We start from the raw sequence: 17,961 nt of genomic DNA, 5'->3' as shown, positions 1-17,961 counted from the left end.
ATTGACTTTTTTAAATGTAATTTTTGCTTATGAAATTAACGTCATTTTACAGCAAGCAGTTTAAAATATAGTAATAAAAAATCTTAACTACAATTTTATATAGGAAGATTCCTACGTTAAGTTCTCTTGCATTCCGATATATAAAGTATGTTGCATGATGTTTAATGGCTCATCAGATTTGTTACTTGAATTAACTCATAGTGTTATCAATATGTCTTTTGTGATTTATTCCATAACAACTGGATGCCGCAATGAATTGCTATAACAGCAATACAGTAAGTGACTGTTTTATTAGTTAAAAGCCATTAAATTATTCATATTTACTCGTGATCATGAGATGCTAATACCGACGAGCCTTAATATGACTGATTTTTCTCTTGCCAATAAATACTCACTCGCATCCCTCAATCACAACAATAATTTCACCATTTTATGGCGAACCTCCCGTATTTGACATGCCGGGTTAATGCCACTTAATTCATAAATAAAACCCGAATAAGCACATCTGGTTATTTTATTATTAATTCTTAATTTATGGAGTATTAGGTAAGTATGAACTTCTATCGCATATCATCACTACATCAAGCCAAGCAGTTAAATAAAAACAAGCAGTTAAATAAAACCCGAATTTCAAAATCAGTCGTCTGGGCAAACATTGTAATCCAAGCCATATTTCCTTTGAGTATTGCTTTTACCCCTGCGGTAATGGCGGCTGAAACCGTCGAAGCCTCGGATGAGAAACCGCGCTCGACCTCACAGGCTGAACAGTCTACCGCCAATGCAGCAACACGGTTGGCATCAATATTGGCAAATGATGACTCAGCCAAGCAAGCGAGTTCCATTGCGCGCGGTACCGCCGCCAGTGCAGGTAATGAAGCATTGCAAAAGTGGTTTAATCAGTTTGGCAGTGCGAAAGTACAACTAAATCTAGATGAAAAATTGAGCCTTAAAGGTAGCCAACTGGATGTATTGCTGCCGCTGACCGATAGCCCAGATTTACTCACCTTTACTCAGTTGGGTGGCCGCTATATTGATGACCGTGTGACATTGAACTTTGGTTTGGGCCAGCGTCATTTCTTTGCACAGCAAATGCTGGGCTACAACCTGTTTGTTGATCATGATGCAAGCTATAGCCATACCCGTATTGGCGTCGGTGCTGAATATGGTCGTGATTTTATTAATCTGGCAGCTAACGGTTACTTTGGTGTCAGTGGTTGGAAAAATTCGCCAGATCTTGATAAGTATGATGAAAAAGTCGCAAACGGCTTTGATTTACGCAGTGAAGCTTATCTGCCAACGTTGCCACAATTGGGGGGGAAGCTGATATATGAACAATATTTTGGTGATGAAGTCGGCTTGTTTGGGGTGGATAACCGTCAGAAAAACCCTCTTGCGGTCACTATGGGGGTGAATTATACCCCAATCCCTCTATTTACTGTTGGTGTCGACCATAAGATGGGACGCGCAGGAATGAATGACACTCGGTTCAATCTTGGTTTTAACTACGCATTTGGCACTCCTCTGGCACATCAGCTCGATTCTGATGCAGTCGCAATTAAACGTAGCTTAATGGGTAGCCGCTATAATCTGGTCGACCGTAATAATCAGATTGTTATGAAATACCGTAAGCAGAATTTGGTTACCCTAGAGTTGCCAGGACGTGTTAGTGGTGCTGCAAGACAAACAATGCCATTAGTGGTAAATGCCACAGCACAACAAGGTATTGATCGTATCGAATGGGAAGCCAGTGCTTTAACGCTAGCGGGTGGAAAAATAACCGGCAGCGGCAATAATTGGCAGATAACATTACCAAGCTATCTTTCTGGTGGTGAGGGTAATAACACTTATCGTATTAGTGCTATCGCTTACGACACCCTTGGCAATGCTTCTCCAGTCGCTTACAGCGATATCGTGGTAGATAGCCATGGTGTGAATACTAAAACCTCAGGCTTGGTTGCTACGCCAGAAATTCTGCCGGCAAATGCGAGTGCAAGCAGTGTTATTGAATTCAATATTAAAGATAATGCTAACCAGCCCGTCACGGGGATTGCCAATGAACTGGCGTTTTCTCTCGAACTGGCAGAGTTACCTGAAGAACTGGCTAAGGCTAAAGCACGCTCAGTTCCATTGAAGAATGTGTCTCATACTCTAACGGAGATTACTGAATCTGCTCCAGGTATTTATCAGGCAACGCTCACATCGGGAAGTAAGCCACAACTGATTAATATTACAGCCCAGATTAATGGTGTGCTATTAGCCGATGTGCAAACCAAGGTTACGTTGATTGCCGATCAAAGCACGGCAACGTTACAAACGAACAGCCTACAAGTCACCACCAATGGTAGCCTGGCAGATGATACAGATGCTAACCAGATACGCACCGTAGTGGTTGATGCTTATGGCAATAAATTGTCTGGTGTTCAAGTCAATTTCACTGTGGGTAATAATGCCAAAATTGCAGAAACTACCTTGAGCGACAAGCAAGGGGTAGCAACCGCAGTAATCACCAGTACCAAAGCGGGTACATATGCGGTCACGGCCGAACTTAATGGGGTAACACAACAGATCGATGTTAACTTTATCCCAGATGCTGGCACTGCAACACTGGATGACAGTGATGAGTATAAATTGCAGTGGGTCACTAATGGTCAGGTAGCCGATGGTGAAAGCGCCAATAGCGTTCAACTGACGGTAGTCGATAAGTTTGGTAACACCGTACCTAATGTGGATGTAGCCTTTACCACGGATACCGGGGCGATAATTAGTGAAGTCACCCCAACGGATGCTAATGGTGTCGCAACGGCAAAAATCATCAGTAGTCAGGCTAAAAACCATACGGTGAAGGCGACTCTCAACGGTAAAGAACAAACCGTAGAAGTTAACTTTATTGCAGATACTGCCACAGCAGAAATTACGGCTAATAACTTTACGGTAGAAGTAGATGGTCAAGTCGCAGGAAGCGGAACTAACCAGGTACAAGCCCTTGTTGTGGATAAAAAGGGAAATCCTGTGGCTAATATGACCGTGACTTTTACTGCCACTAACGGCGTAACAGTAGAGACAGCCTCAGCCAAAACAGATGATAACGGTAAAGTAACTACCAACCTCTCAATGACCAATGTTGGTGGTACTGTCAGTACGGTGACGGCAACAATGAGTAACTCAGCGAACGTGACCAGTACACAAGATAAACCGGTAACTTTCTATCCAGATTTCACTAAAGCCACGTTGAATACGCCAGCGAATACTTATAGTGGCTTTAATATTAATAGTGGTTTCCCGACGACAGGATTTAAAGATACCCACTTCCAATTATCGCCACATGGTATTACCGGCGCTAACAGCGACTATGATTGGGTAAGTAGTCATCCTAACGTGAGTGTCAGTAACACAGGTGCAATTACGCTTCAGGATAACCCGGGTGGAAAAGTGACCATTACTGCAACCTGGAAACAAGACAGCAGCAAAGTGTTCACTTATGACTTTACGCTAAATTATTGGGTAGGCCTCTATAGCTCGACTAATCTGAGCTGGGCGCAGGCCAATGCGTCATGTATCAACGCCGGAATGAGATTACCGACCAATAGCGAAATGTCGGCTGGTCAAGGTGTTCGTGGTGTAGGTTCGTTATTCGGTGAGTGGGGTAACTTGAATGCCTACCCAAGTTTCCCAACCGCCCAGATCATTTGGACGTCAATAGAGACTAATGATTTCCATATCGATACCGGCCTTACTCATTCAGCCTCGAATGAAACCCTTGCTTACATGTGTATAAAATAGTTTGTTCCCTCATCCTAACCCTGAGTGGGGTTAGGATGGTTCTAGTGCATAATGTATTGCGATTTTCCGGCGATAAATACCGCTCATCTGGCCTAAAGCCGTAACTCGATTCTGAGAATTCTAGCCCGTAATAAGGTGTGAGATGTTATTGGATGGATTGCTTGTTGGATAAACCTATCTACCACTGTTGGGATACCCAGTATTCTTACCCCACGTTGAGGTTTCGGCAGTTGTGCTTTACGTATCGCCTGAGCTTTACGTATCGCCTGAGGAAGGTAATTGCCCTGTAAGAGTGCTGTTCTAACGCAGGCCCAGTGTTATTTCAGCCAAAGAGCTGTCCGGTTAAGGCACACAAATAAAAAGGGCTGACAATAGATGCCAGCCCCACTCTCTTTCCCCTTCAAAACTGCTAAAAGGGGGTTATCCTGCGTTGGATAAACCTTACTTAACTTCACCCATCGCTTTCAGTTTTTTCGACAACTCACGACGCTCTTTAGACAGATCGGCATTTTTGATAATGTAATCATCAACACGGTCTTCGTAGTCACCACGCATGTTAGCAATAATGGCCTGAACCTCTTCAATGCTCATACCTGGTTTGATGTATTCACTCAGGTTATCGAGCAACAGAACGCGTTTTTGGTTATCACGAATTTTCTTTTCGTTATCAACGATTTCACGTTGTAACTTGTTTTTGCGACGGAACATACGCACAAACTCCAAAACGTCCTGGAAAGTTGGCTTACTTGCATTATCCATTTTCATACCTTCACTTAAGTTTACACAAATTCAACGGCTGCCGACCACGCTACCCAAACCATACCGCTTAGCCGTGCCTGGTGACAAGATTCATTGGCTTATCTTACCTGCTTTACCCATCAGACAGAAACTTCATCTGCCTGACCACCATGATTCATCACTTGCGCGAGGTCATATTAATGAGATCATCTCATTCCTCAAGCAGTTTATACCCATCATACTTCAAGCTGCAGGTGCGTTGGCTACGTTCAGCAACCCGAATTATTTAGGGTTTAGTCAACTCTGATACTCAACCAAACATAGCCGTAAACTGGCATTTTTACCTGTTGTTTTTGTGTAACCGTCAGCATCGGAGTGAAAGACGACAGTTCAAGATCAGGATACGCTTCAAGTTAAAATGCAATCAGGCCTACAATGACCTGTAGAGTTTTGAATTATTTAAAATCGACAGCCATCTGTTGCTGGATAGTCATCCCGTGACTGGATTCCACACAGAGAGCAATATAATCGGTAAAGCGCGGCGTACGTGGCATCCCCAGACTCAGCAAGCGCTCATTACTAAAACGCACATTCAACATGGCAAAAGATCCGTATAACCGCATCGCTTTCAACATTAACCGTTCATTGCAAGGGCCAAAAATACCTTTCAGCTGATTACGCATCTGCACCAATGCCGTATATTCCACTTGGCTATAATTAACACCCACTGGTTTTTGTTTGGCGGCTACTGACATCGCCTGATCAATTTCCGAGAAACTGACGCTACCCTTTTCTCCAGCAGAAATATGATAAATATTGTCCGGTAAATTTGGGTATTCCAAAATATAGAGTAACGCATCGGCACAATAATCAACGGGAATAACATCAATATGATCATCTAATGAACACATAAATTTCCGCAGCATCAATGCCATGCGGAATACCCAAAAAATACTGCTGGAAGGCTGACATCCCAAGCGGGTATGCCCCACAACAATCGAGGGCCGGGCAAAGACCAGTGGTAATGTCGGGCAGTGTTCAGCCAGTAGACATTCAATGGCTGATTTAGATTTAGTGTATTCCACTAAATGAGCATCATTTTCAGTGGACAATACCCGTTCATTAACCACGGTATCGGCCTCTGGCGTACAGGCCATCGCCGTTCCAACGTGAACAAAACGTTGTAAACCAGCTACCTGTGCCATTCTCTTACCGAAGGCTAAGGTACCTTCAACGTTCACTTTCCAAATCAAAGGATTATTACCGAATGAAGCGATAGCCGCACAGTTAATAACATGAGTGACATCATCAATGCGCACATCATTAATAAAACTATCCGGCTCAGCCAAGTCACCTAATAATATGTGGTTAATATTTATTTTATTAATCAGCTCATTTGGCAGATAAAACTTCTCCAGATTCTTGCGAATACGCATTAAACCTTGTTCTAGTGTATTGGCTCGCACCAGTAATAAATAATTAAAATCTGAATTTGCCAACAATAATTTTTCTAGTACAGCTCCGCCTAGAAAACCTGTTGCACCGGTTAATAAAATCTTTTTCAACGTCTCTGATCCTGTCTTATTTTTAGTCAACGGATTGTATGGATCACTGAGTAAACGGCAGGTAAATATTAGCCAGATCGATAGGTTTTAGTTGAAATAGAATTATTTAACAATAAATCCGGCCAGAAGCGCGTCAAACATCCATTGATTACCATCATTAATGGTACAAAACTGACGTCTCGGCTCGTTTGAAATGATATTCTAGCGTCAACGTCATCAGTCGCTGCGGGTTGCCCTCTGGAAGCAGGTCCCACCCGAAGATGACCACGATAAATGAAGGGTTAAACCGAATAATGTCAGATAAAAATAAGCAACCAACATTTTACATTCACGATTATGAAACCTTCGGCCAGCGGCCAGCATTGGATAGACCTGCGCAGTTTGCCGGGGTACGTACCGATCTGGATTTCAATATCGTCGAAGAGCCATTGGTCATTTACTGCAAGCCCGCAGATGATTATCTGCCACAGCCCGAAGCGGTGATGATAACCGGCATTACCCCCCAACATGCCTTAGCCAACGGGGTCAATGAAGCTGAATTTTCCCGCCAAATACACCAGGCATTTTCGGTACCCGGCACCTGTATCCTCGGCTACAACAATATTCGTTTTGATGATGAAGTCAGTCGCAACATTTTCTATCGTAATTTTTATGATCCCTATGCCTACAGTTGGCAGGGCGGAAATTCCCGTTGGGACCTGTTGGATGTGATGCGCGCCTGCTATGCCCTGCGCCCAGAAGGTATTGTTTGGCCCGAAAATGATGATGGCCTGCCCAGCTTTAAACTGGAACATTTAACCAAAGCCAATGGCGTCGAACATTTACAGGCCCATGATGCGATGTCCGATGTCTACGCCACCATTGCCATGGCAAAATTGGTGAAGCAGGCCCAACCCCGCCTGTTTGATTATCTGTATCAGCATCGCAGTAAGCATAAGATCAATGCGTTGATTGATATCGCGCAGATGACACCACTGGTTCATGTGTCTGGCATGTTTGGTGCCGCACGGGGCAACACCAGTTGGGTGGCACCGCTGGCATGGCACCCCGAGAACAAAAATGCGGTGATTATGTGTGATCTGGCCGGGGATATGTCCCCACTGCTGGAGTTGGACAGCGATACATTGCGCGAACGTCTGTATACCCGCCGTGACAAGCTCCAAGCCCAAGAGTCGGCAATCCCTATCAAACTGGTACATATCAATAAATGTCCGGTATTGGCTCCTGCGAAAACCCTGCTGCCAGAGAATGCCGATCGCTTGGGGATTGATCGCCAGCGTTGTTTGCAAAATCTGCAACTGCTGCGTCAAAACCCACAGGTGCGTGAAAGAGTGGTCGCGCTGTTTGCACAAGCGGAGCCATTCACGGTTGCCGATGATGTGGATACACAGTTGTATAACGGCTTTTTCAGTGATGCCGACCGCGCCACCATGAAGATTATCCAGCAAACTGAGCCACAAAATCTGCCCGCACTGGATTTGACATTTCAGGACCCACGGTTGGAGGCCCTGCTATTCCGCTTCCGCGCCCGTAACTACCCGAATACCTTGAATGACCGTGAGCAACAGCGCTGGTTACAGCATCGCCGTTCAGCGCTTAGCCCTGAACGGGTACAAGATTATGTTTTGCAACTGGAACAATTTTATAACCAGTATGAAGACGATAAAGAGAAACTTGCGCTGCTAAAAGCGTTGTTTGAATATGCCAAGGGATTAGTGAGTTAATATTTGCAGATAAAGCGCCGCCAGATAGCTGAGATTATTGGGCTACCTGTGCGGCAGTGAACATTCACACAACGAACGCCCACCCAACCGGGAGTTTCTAAGCTGCCTGTGCGGCAGTGAACGCCTCGGAAGTCACCGTATTGGGTGAGAAGTCATTTCTAAGCTGCCTGTGCGGCAGTGAACTACGACTTCCGCCCTGCAACTTATGGCTTTCATTTCTAAGCTGCCTGTGCGGCAGTGAACAGCATCCCCTGCCCGTTTGTCATGACGCTGACTTTCTAAGCTGCCTGTGCGGCAGTGAACATACCAATGCTCTTTTTTAATATTAGCAGTCATTTCTAAGCTGCCTGTGCGGCAGTGAACGTGGGCGGTGAAGCTGTAAACCTGCGTTACTTTTTCTAAGCTGCCTGTGCGGCAGTGAACAGTTGCCGTCCTTATCCCATTTAAACATTCTTTTTCTAAGCTGCCTGTGCGGCAGTGAACTATTTGCTCAATGCGAGAAATCTGGGCGGTTTTTTCTAAGCTGCCTGTGCGGCAGTGAACGTTATTATCCGTCACAACAGTCTGTTCCTGCTTTTCTAAGCTGCCTGTGCGGCAGTGAACAGTACTGGGAAAAACTGGGTGGCACCTGGGGCTTTCTAAGCTGCCTGTGCGGCAGTGAACACGCAGCCAGCGCCATCCATTGTTCTTCCGTTTTTCTAAGCTGCCTGTGCGGCAGTGAACGTCGTGAAGCTAAACTCCGTATCTCATGAAATTTTCTAAGCTGCCTGTGCGGCAGTGAACATCACCCATTCTTTTTCTACATACATTTCATATTTCTAAGCTGCCTGTGCGGCAGTGAACTGGGTACTGTACGGGTTCACTGTGTTCAGTCATTTCTAAGCTGCCTGTGCGGCAGTGAACTCTTTCTGCCGTCTTTCCGATCCTTTATCGATTTTCTAAGCTGCCTGTGCGGCAGTGAACAATGTTAAGTTCTCGCTCGCCGAATGCTTCCGTTTCTAAGCTGCCTGTGCGGCAGTGAACAAAGGCTGATGAGCCTTGGCAGTTCCTTAATTTTTCTAAGCTGCCTGTGCGGCAGTGAACCAGTTAGAGCCATTACTAAGGCTTTAATTATTTTTCTAAGCTGCCTGTGCGGCAGTGAACGATGCAGCGCCCAATTACATAGCTTCAATCAATTTCTAAGCTGCCTGTGCGGCAGTGAACAAGTAAGATAATACGGATAAGCTGATATTTATCAATTAGCAATTGCGAAAAATGCGTAAAAACCCTTTTTTTAGTGAAACACCTGAGAAGCATAAAAATCAATAAGTTAGTAATAGTGGAAAAAAGAGGGTCACAAGAATCTATGGGGATGTAACCGGATCCTAATGATTATTCTTCTGAGGAGAACGGCGGAGCTGCGGCCAATGTTTCTGGCCTGTCCAGGGCAAATTTAAAAAACAGCTGGCGCTCATCGACCTGACGTTTATTGGAATGGGCACTATTTAGGGTTCCGGTTGGTTGCCGCCAGCCAAATTGCTTCCATTGCCGGGGCTGTGGGTCTCTACTCTTGGCTAATTGGTGCGGTTACGCGGTATCGTCTATTGCGGATTAGGTACGGCATTGCTTGGTGCGGGCGGCATTATCCGCTATCCGGTATTTTCCCACGACGAGTTGATAGTCTACCTGCCAGGGTTCATCACCTCGATTGATTTTTCTAGCCTAATCACGATTGAGATTGTAGCCGCACGGCAATACGCCATGGCCTGGTTTTCTGAATACAAAAAATCCGGCAACAGAGACTGTGCCGGATTGATAAACTTAATGATGAGCGTGATCTTACCTTATAACTGGGCTGGCTCTTCAGTAAACTGCGGCAGCGCCCGGCGGAAAGCGCGCGTTTTCCAGACCATATAGCTCAACCCAATTGCGCCCCATACCAGACCCAACGTCATTGAACTACTTTCCAGATTCACCCACAGTACCCCCACCGTACCCGCACCAATCATTGGCAGAATCAGGTAGTTGAAGTGATCCTTGAACGTACTGTTGCGGCGTTCACGAACATAGAACTGAGCAATCACAGACAGGTTAACGAAGGTGAACGCCACCAGCGCACCAAAGTTAATCAATGCCGTTGCCGTTACCAGATCAAATGAGATAGCGGACAATGCCACGCCACCCACTAACAGAACGTTAATCGCCGGAGTACGCCATTTAGGGTGCACATAACCGAACACTTTCTCTGGGAATACACCGTCACGGCCCATCACATACAGCAGACGTGAAACCCCTGCGTGTGCGGCCATACCTGATGCCAATACGGTGACACAGGAGAAACACAGGATCACTGACTGGAAGAATTTACCGGCCACAAACAGCATGATTTCCGGCTGTGACGCTTCAGGATCGGTGAAACGCGAAATATCTGGGAAATAGAGCTGCAAACAGTAAGACACCGCAATAAAGATGATGCCACCGATCAACGCTGTCAGGAAAATCGCTTTCGGGATCACTTTACCGGCATTCGGGGTCTCTTCCGACAAGGAGCTAATCCCATCGAAACCAAGGAACGAGAAGCAGAGTATTGTGGCCCCGGTTATCATTGGCACCAAATGAGCGTTTTCAGAATAGAACGGCCGCGCACTGACTAACGTACCGGCCCCTTCGCCTTGATAAACACCATGGATCAGCAGCCCCATAAAGACCACCATGATCGCCACCTGTACCACCACAATGACCGAGTTCAGGTTCGCGACGATATTGATGCCACGCAGGTTGAACAGCGTCATCAGGCTGACCAGCGCACCGACAAAAATCCACGACGGCACACCAGGGAAAATCGCCTCAAGGTAAATTTTTGCCAACAGAATGTTGATCATCGGCATGAACAGGTAGTCCAGCAATGATGACCAACCCACCATAAAGCCAACATTCGGGCTGATGGATTTCTGGGCGTAGGTATAAGCGGAACCCGCAGACGGGAAACGCTTAACCAATTTGCCATAGCTGACGGCCGTGAACAGCACCGCAATCAACGCAATGGCGTAAGAGGTCGCGACATGACCATCGGTCAGGCCGGATACAATACCGAAAGTATCAAAAATGGTCATAGGCTGTAGATAAGCCAGACCCATCATCACCACTTGAACCAACGTCAGGGTTTTTCTGAGTTGGACGCGGTTATTGGTACCCGTTTGATTCGTGCCGACGACAGCAGCATCATGCGCCATGATTCAGCCTCCCCATACTTTCAACCCGATTCGCAAATGTCTCACAGCGGTTAAAAGTGACGGGGAAACTTCGTATCTGCCTGGGATACGTAAGTGGGGAAATAAGAGCGGTGTAACGGGTATTTGCCATACCTGCTGCGCCATAATCGCTGCATGTGCAGCGCATACCGGTGGGCACCGGTGCCAAAATGAATAATTGCCCCATCTTTCTTCTTTCCTCATAACGGCGATTTCAGTTTGTGAATAATCGCGCGCGAACCTGTTTATCTATCCGGATCGTTGTCCGGCCTCTTGGTTGTATGAAAATACGAATGCAAAAAAATAACCGACGCGTTTAAACGTCGGCTATTTCATACGGCGTATTTTGCCCTAACTTGAGAGCAAAAAACAAGATGTTAAATCACCTTAAACCCTATTCTTTTTCAGCCTTAACTCAAATGCCAACTCCCGCGCCGTATCAGTGCTGAGCCGCGATTTCCACTTGCTCAATCGCTGCCCATATTTTGTCTGAATTCAGGGCGATTGGCAGGTAATGTATTGACTCTCCGGGTTTCAGGATCCGGCCAATAACCCGGTCTATTGCCTCCCGGTCATTAATATCAACACCCAACGCCGCCAAATGGGTTGGCAAACCTAATTGGTTAAAAGCAACAATCAATGATTGTAGCGCCTCATCTTGCCCCAGCAATGCCGTTTGCACCAAGATGCCGTATGCCACTTTGGTACCATGCAAGAAGCGCTCCGTTTGTGGCAACAACGTCAGGCCATTATGTACCGCATGCGCAGCAGCGACTCGGGTATAGCGCTCCCCTAAACCGCCGACCATCCCCCCACCGGCAATAATGGCATTAACCACATCAAGGAAATCTTGTGTCAATTCACCCTGTGCGACCGCCTGCAATGCCGCTTCGCTCTGCTTGAGCAACACATTGCGAATCTCCAGAGCCGCCTGTAAACCTAAACGAACGGTCAGCGATAGGGTTTCTGGCTGCGGGCTAAGGACCACTGCTTCGTACCATTTAGCCAGTGTGTCGCCGATCCCCGCCAGCAGATAGTCCACTGGCGCGTGTAACATGATGCGTGGTTCTACCAGAACCAAATGGTTGGCATCGTTGAAAATTTCAAAATTCAACGCTTGGCCAGCCTCGTTATACCAGACCGAAAGTGGAGTCCAGGCCGCGCAAGTAGCAGCAATAGTCGGGATAGCCACCAGCGGTACCCCCAACTGACGGGCCACAACTTTTGCGGTATCCAGGACTGCACCGCCCCCGACGCCAATCACGACCTGGCGGTCACCGCCCGCAGCGCTGACCAAATCAGTGACCGTAGACTGGCTACAATGGGTAGAGAATTTGGCACGCACGGCCTGTGGCCCGTGAAACGCCTTGGGCAGGTAATCTTGGGCGGCAGCCAATGCGCGCTCACCATAAATCCACAAAGCCTTATCCAGTGCCGCCTGAGGATAAAACTCGCTCAGTTTGTCGATAGCGCCCGGAAAAGAAAAATAGTTGGCAGGCCCCACCTGCACCCGAATTGCGTTCGCGCTCATGCCCTTTATTCCTTCCAAATCAGTGTGCTTCACAGCTTGCGATGTGACCCCATGTTTCCCCATCTTAAGGGCTGCCTGACGGCAACGCCAACGCGTTTCGCTATAACTTAGCTATTTTAGTTTGTTGCTAATAATACAAATTGTGTTAAAAAAGAATGCTACCAGCAGCATTAATGACTGCCTATCGCTCAAATATCTACACCTGAGAAAATTCGTCAGCTTATACCAATGCAATCAAAATGGTATCGGCCACCAAAATACTTTATAGGGCAGTCGCAGAAATTTATGTCCAGCATTCCCCCCTCCCGCCTTGAGATGCGGAATATTTCTATCTCTTTCTCTGGATTCCATGCCCTGCAAGAAGTTGATTTTACACTGGAAGGTGGTTCAACCCATGCGCTAATCGGCGCTAATGGTGCGGGCAAGTCTACCCTGATGGCGATCCTCTCCGGCGCTCATAGCCACTATCGTGGTGAGATCTTTATTGATGGCCAGCTAATCGATATTCACTCCCCACGGCAAGCCAGGCAGCACGGTATTCATGTGGTTCAGCAAGAGGTGGATGTTGCGCTGATCCCCACGCTGTCTGTGGCAGAGAATATTATGCTGGATGAGCTGGCAGACCGGGGGCACTTGTTTAACTGGCCACAACTTTATCGTCAGGCAGAAGCCTTGCTTGAGCAACTAGAACTCAAGTTGAATGTGCGTCAGCGTTTGGAATCCTGCACGCTGGCAGAGAAGCAGCAAGTGCTGTTGGCCCGCGCCCTATCCCACCAATGTCGTTTTCTCATACTGGATGAACCCACTGCACCACTGGATCAAGAAGAGAGCGCCCGATTGTTCCGCGTCGTGCGTCGCTTGCAATCTGAGGGCATCGGCATTGTCTTTATTTCGCACCGTATTCATGAACTGCGCGAGGTGTGTGATCAACTCACGGTACTGCGTGATGGCCGTCGCGTGAGCCATGACACCATGGCAGGAATGAGTGGTGAGCAGATTGTAGAAAAAATGCTCGGCCATACGCTGGAGGATATTTTCCCCCCTCGGCGAGCGGCAGTCAGCAGCAAAACACGGTTGTCGAAAACGCTATTGTCGGTCAGCGGCCTACATGATCAGTATAAGTTGCGCGATATCTCCCTCACATTACATCAGGGCGAAATTTTAGGCATTGCGGGCTTAGCCGGTGCCGGTAAAACGGAATTGTGCAAAGCCTTGTTTGGCGACACGCCTAGTACGCTGGAACGCGGGGAGTTGAGCGGCAAAGCCTGGCGGCCACGCTCACCAGACCGATCCGTGGCGCAAGGGCTGGCACTGGTACCTGAAGAGCGCCGCAAAGAAGGTATTTTTATTGACGAAGGCATCCCAATGAACCTGAGTGTTGCCGCCGATGACAGTTTTTCCCGCTGGAGTCTTTTCAGCCGCCGTCAGGAATTGAGTTGGGCTAAGGAACTGATTGAGCGCCTGGGTATACGGACATCCTCCCCGCATCAAAAACTGGCCCGCCTCTCCGGGGGGAATCAGCAAAAAGTGGCCATTGGTAAATGGCTGCGCGGTGATGCACAGGTGCTAATTTTTGACGAACCGACCAAAGGGGTCGATATCAAAGCCAAACAAGACCTTTTCTCTCTGATTGACCAATTGGCGCAACAAGGCAAAGGTATTATTTATGCATCAGGTGAATTTTCAGAATTAGTCGGTTTATGTGATCGTATCTGCGTATTGTGGGATGGCCGAATTGTTGCCGAACTGAATGCTGCAGAGGTCGATGAAGAGACATTATTACTATTTTCAACCGGAGGAACCCCTCAGTGAGCAAAGAATTACCCCTACCAGACGTGCAGCCCTGGCGTCACCAGTTGTTTGATTTTCTCTACAAATGGGGAATGTTGCTCACCGTTGTTGCGTTAATCGCGCTATTTGGTTTGGCATCGGATAACTTCCTCGATCCAAACAATATCATCAACATTTTACGTTCTATCGCCATTGTGACCGTAATTGCCATCGGGGTGTCTATCTCGCTATCGATTGGCGGTTTTGACCTGTCAGTAGGCTCCACGGCCTCGTTGGCGAATGCCGTCGTGGTATCACTGTTTGTCTGGTATGGCTTCGGTACCACGGGCGCAATAATCCTGACGCTGCTGATTTGCACACTGGTCGGTCTGTTTAATGCTTTCCTGATTGTGGTGCTGAAAATCCCCGATATGCTAGCCACCCTGGCCAGCCTGTTTGTGATTCAGGGTGTCGCCATGACTTACAGCCGCGGCGGTTCGATCACTCAAAGTATGTTGTTGCCCAGTGGCGATATGGCGGAAGGGGTTATTCCAGAAATTTTTTCCGCACTCGGCCAGGTACCGGTTATCGTGCTGATTATGTTAGCGGTCACCGTGGTGGTGCAGTTGTATTTATCGCTGACCAAGCACGGGCGGCGGATGTACGCCATTGGCGGTAACCCACAAGCCGCGCGGCTGGCGGGGATCCGCACGGTTCGCTATCGGGTACTGGCTTATGTGCTCTCCGCTCAATTGGCGGCACTCGGTGGGATCTTGCTGGCTTCACGCATTGGTTCATCGCAGGTGAATGCTGGCAGTGGTTATTTGATGGACGCCGTCGCCGCCGCCTATATCGGCTTTTCACTGGCTGGCTCGGGTAAACCTAATGCGTTCGGCACCTTAATTGGCGCGATAATTTTGGGTGTCTTGCAAAATGGGTTGGTGATGTTGTCAGTGCCTTATTATGCGATGGATATTATTAAAGGCTTGGTATTAGCGATGGCCCTGGCACTGACTTATATTCAGAAACGGTGATCGGAAATCAAAATAAGGTGCAGCGCACAAATCCCGATGAACTGGCTCCAGTCAGTGATGCGGAAGTTGTATGCTGCAACAGGCTATACAACGCTATGGAACGGAATTTCATGTTCCGATTCCTGTTATTTTCAACAGGCAGGTGGTGCCCAATTATGGCTGCTAAAATAATATCACTTATCTTTTTAATTTCTTTCTCTACTCTTGCAGCAGAAGTTAATCAGAATAAAGTGCAACAAAAAAACAATTTAGAAAATTTTGCATTAAGCATTTGTTTAGCAGAGGGTTTTCCTGATGGAGAAATAAATAGCGAGGCCTTTTCTGCGGTCGGTGCTTATGTGGAGTTAGGCGCTTATCCTGTAGAAGCGTATGAAGAAGTTAGCGAACTTGCCAAAAAATTCCTGGAAAAGAAATATATCAGCAAAAATGGCGAGTCAAAACTTACCGTTATGAAGTGTATAGATTTATCTCAAAGTGGTGAGCTCAGTGCTATTAAAGATAAGTATACCCGTCATATTTAACGTGCATATGCGTTGGCTGTCCTCGTTCACCCCAGTCACTTACCTGTGTAAGCTCCTGGGGATTCTCTCAGTTGCCGCCTTCCTGAAGCTCGAATTATTTTGGGTGCATACTCAGTGAGATAATCTGTATAACAACCTGGGCACCATAGGGTAAACACTCCACGGCATCTGATTGTCAGTAAACAAATCCCGAGTCACTGACTTAATTCAGTGAGTTGGGTGAGCTATCGCGGCTACGTCCACCGTAAAGCCAAGGGTAAAGGATGGTTCGTAGAAATCATGGTGATGCCGCATTTAATAAAATTATTGATAGGGTGGAAAATGAACTCAAAACAAAAAGAGCCGCGTGATAACTTTCGAAAACGATTTATACGTGGTTGCATCCACTACTTCGGGGCATTAGTCGGTAGCCTCTTGGTTTTTCTGTGTTTTTATTGGTTTTTCCATTTCGAAACCTGGCATGAAAGATTCATTTATATAAGTTTATCTATCGCAGTAGTTTATTTAATAAGTAAAATCATACCTGATGATTATTGAATGGTAATTATTATTTTAAAAGGGATTGCAAATAGGCAATCCCTTGAAGCATAAACCCCTTGGAAATAACAATCCCTTAAAAATAAAAACCAACTCGCGACCACCACTCAAGAAATAACTTAATTCAACGGCATCCGCGAAGGATCCGGATACAAATACTCAAACCCCAATTCACTGCAAATTTTGCTGCCATCAATCTCGCGGTTAGCGCCCTCTTGCTCCTCAACGGCAAATTCAGGCGGGGTCAACTGTAACGCCCGCGCACACGCTGGGTAAAAATCACGCTTTCCAGGATGAAGGGGGGCGCACAAATTATAAAGATGCCCGCCTTTTGGCCGATTCAGCAATAATTCGATAGCGGCGATCACATCTTCCTGATGTACCAGATTCACCCCTTGCGAGCCCCCTTTCACTCCCGTTTTACCAGCAAGGAAACGCCCTGGATGACGATCTGTACCCACCAGCCCCGCAAGACGCAGAATATCAACGGAAGTATGAGGTAATTGATGCAACCACTGCTCCAGCGCCATTAATGTCTTACCCGCGACCGTAACTGGCTGTAGCGGTGAACTTTCTTTTATACGACCACGGGTTTCACCATATACCGAGGTAGAGCTGGTGAAAATAATCCGTGGGACACCAAAAGCCAGTGCGCTATCAACCACCTGTTGTACCGCTTGAAAATAGTGATCCCCGCCAGCGGTGGTGCGGCTGGCGGGTAAAGTGATAACCAATGCATCTACCGCCATCAGTTGTGCCAGATCGTCTGGCTCACAAATTAATTCCGGTGTCAGTACCAATGGGTAGCAATTAATTCCGCTCATGCGAGCCGCATCGACACCATCAGGGGTGGTTTTGCTCCCCACCACGTCGATCCCACGACGGTTCAGTGATTGCGCCAACGGCATACCCAACCAACCCAGCCCAATAATGGCTACTTTTTTCATCTCAATGATTTCCTCTCGCGGCTCTGAGTATTGGCTTCTCATACTGCTAACACATGCTATACCGATAACTTACGCCAGTTGGTGTCACCTAACAATTATTAGGTCTTTCTTTTCTTTCATCGGCACAATGGCACATCAAAGAAACAATCTGCTTACTGAAAATTAAAATTCAGTGATAATCACCATAAAAGAAACAATTTATGGCAAATAAATTCATTTTAGCCACTGTGAAATAAAAGCATCTGGCCAGAAAAAGGTTGCGCTGTACCAGCCTGATGGTTTACGTTAATTGACAGAAATTATGACACGTTCCGAATATGGCTATTTTGATTAATTCTTTGATTTATTCAAAACAGCCCAAACAGAGAAGCCACTATGAATCGCGTTCAATTTAATCACCATCACCACCATCATCCTGACTAGTCTTACAGGCCGATGTGTGCTGGAAGACGGTTAACGAATCTTCCAGGTGGCGTAGAGAACGCAGTAGAGAGCCCTCGGAAGATAATCTTCCGAGGGCTTTTTTATTGCTCATCATTTTATAGACCCAACGTAATTGGCATTGCAGGCAGGCGGTAAGCGAA

12 protein-coding genes, 1 pseudogene, 1 CRISPR repeat array and 1 other annotated feature are annotated in these 17,961 nt (G+C 46.8%); of the genes and pseudogenes, 7 read left to right on the top strand and 6 right to left on the bottom strand.

Annotated features, from left to right (window positions below):
* Positions 1-552: 552 nt before the first annotated feature.
* On the top strand, positions 553-3,780 hold the full coding sequence (locus AC971_RS02140) for an inverse autotransporter beta domain-containing protein (protein WP_025383488.1): 3,228 nt from the start codon (positions 553-555) through the stop codon (positions 3,778-3,780).
* 441 nt (positions 3,781-4,221) lie between these two features.
* On the opposite strand, the gene tmaR is transcribed toward AC971_RS02140, so the two are convergent.
* Positions 4,222-4,539 (bottom strand): PTS system regulator TmaR, encoded by a 318-nt coding sequence (gene tmaR, locus AC971_RS02135; protein WP_002217522.1) that lies wholly within the window; start codon positions 4,537-4,539, stop codon positions 4,222-4,224.
* A 434-nt stretch (positions 4,540-4,973) separates the two neighbouring features.
* Positions 4,974-6,083 (bottom strand): SDR family oxidoreductase, encoded by a 1,110-nt coding sequence (locus tag AC971_RS02130; protein ID WP_025383487.1) that lies wholly within the window; start codon positions 6,081-6,083, stop codon positions 4,974-4,976.
* 293 nt (positions 6,084-6,376) lie between these two features.
* Here AC971_RS02130 and sbcB point away from each other — a divergent pair, with 293 nt between their 5' ends.
* Both sbcB and AC971_RS24115 read left to right on the top strand, forming a co-directional pair.
* Positions 6,377-7,807, top strand: a complete 1,431-nt coding sequence (sbcB, locus tag AC971_RS02125; RefSeq protein ID WP_025383486.1) for an exodeoxyribonuclease I — start codon at positions 6,377-6,379, stop codon at positions 7,805-7,807.
* Between the two features lie 34 nt (positions 7,808-7,841).
* A CRISPR array of direct repeats spans positions 7,842-9,010; the repeat unit is 28 nt; unit sequence TTTCTAAGCTGCCTGTGCGGCAGTGAAC.
* Positions 9,011-9,280: 270 nt separating this feature from the next.
* Positions 9,281-9,583, top strand: a pseudogene (locus tag AC971_RS24115) (aspartate:proton symporter); the annotation flags it as partial.
* Positions 9,584-9,630: 47 nt separating this feature from the next.
* Here AC971_RS24115 and AC971_RS02120 read toward each other — a convergent pair.
* The 3 genes from AC971_RS02120 to AC971_RS02110 all read right to left on the bottom strand — a co-directional run bounded on the left by AC971_RS02120 (position 9,631) and on the right by AC971_RS02110 (position 12,568).
* Positions 9,631-11,019 carry an APC family permease gene (locus AC971_RS02120; RefSeq protein WP_025383485.1) on the bottom strand — a complete coding sequence of 463 codons (1,389 nt, stop codon included), beginning with the start codon at positions 11,017-11,019 and terminating at the stop codon, positions 9,631-9,633.
* A complete protein-coding gene (locus AC971_RS25560) occupies positions 11,009-11,224 on the bottom strand; it encodes a hypothetical protein (RefSeq protein WP_025383484.1) in 216 nt (71 codons plus the stop codon). The genes AC971_RS02120 and AC971_RS25560 overlap by 11 nt, the downstream gene beginning before the upstream one ends.
* Positions 11,225-11,476: 252 nt before the next feature.
* On the bottom strand, positions 11,477-12,568 hold the full coding sequence (locus AC971_RS02110) for an oxidoreductase (protein WP_025383483.1): 1,092 nt from the start codon (positions 12,566-12,568) through the stop codon (positions 11,477-11,479).
* Positions 12,569-12,853: 285 nt separating this feature from the next.
* On the opposite strand from AC971_RS02110, the gene AC971_RS24975 reads away from it, so the two are divergent.
* From AC971_RS24975 to AC971_RS02095, 3 genes are all read left to right on the top strand, one after another.
* Positions 12,854-14,380 (top strand): sugar ABC transporter ATP-binding protein, encoded by a 1,527-nt coding sequence (locus tag AC971_RS24975; RefSeq protein ID WP_025383482.1) that lies wholly within the window; start codon positions 12,854-12,856, stop codon positions 14,378-14,380.
* Positions 14,377-15,372: an ABC transporter permease gene (locus AC971_RS02100; protein ID WP_002211900.1), complete on the top strand. Its 996-nt coding sequence runs from the start codon at positions 14,377-14,379 to the stop codon at positions 15,370-15,372. The genes AC971_RS24975 and AC971_RS02100 overlap by 4 nt, the downstream gene beginning before the upstream one ends.
* A gap of 155 nt (positions 15,373-15,527) precedes the next feature.
* Positions 15,528-15,893, top strand: coding sequence for a T6SS amidase immunity protein Tai4 family protein (locus AC971_RS02095; RefSeq protein WP_033849681.1), 366 nt, complete (start codon positions 15,528-15,530; stop codon positions 15,891-15,893).
* Between the two features lie 656 nt (positions 15,894-16,549).
* On the opposite strand, the gene AC971_RS02090 is transcribed toward AC971_RS02095, so the two are convergent.
* A complete protein-coding gene (locus tag AC971_RS02090) occupies positions 16,550-17,377 on the bottom strand; it encodes an SDR family oxidoreductase (protein ID WP_025383480.1) in 828 nt (275 codons plus the stop codon).
* A gap of 375 nt (positions 17,378-17,752) precedes the next feature.
* Here AC971_RS02090 and hisL point away from each other — a divergent pair, with 375 nt between their 5' ends.
* Positions 17,753-17,800, top strand: a complete 48-nt coding sequence (gene hisL / locus AC971_RS24110) for a his operon leader peptide (protein WP_002231208.1) — start codon at positions 17,753-17,755, stop codon at positions 17,798-17,800.
* Positions 17,776-17,905, top strand: a sequence feature (His leader region). It overlaps the preceding gene by 25 nt.
* Positions 17,906-17,961 lie beyond the last annotated feature (56 nt).

Source organism: Yersinia similis, assembly GCF_001053095.1.
Classification (GTDB): Bacteria; Pseudomonadota; Gammaproteobacteria; order Enterobacterales; family Enterobacteriaceae; genus Yersinia; species Yersinia similis.
The sequence above is the reverse complement of the archived record's forward strand: the minus strand, read 5'-3'. Positions and strand labels throughout refer to the sequence as shown.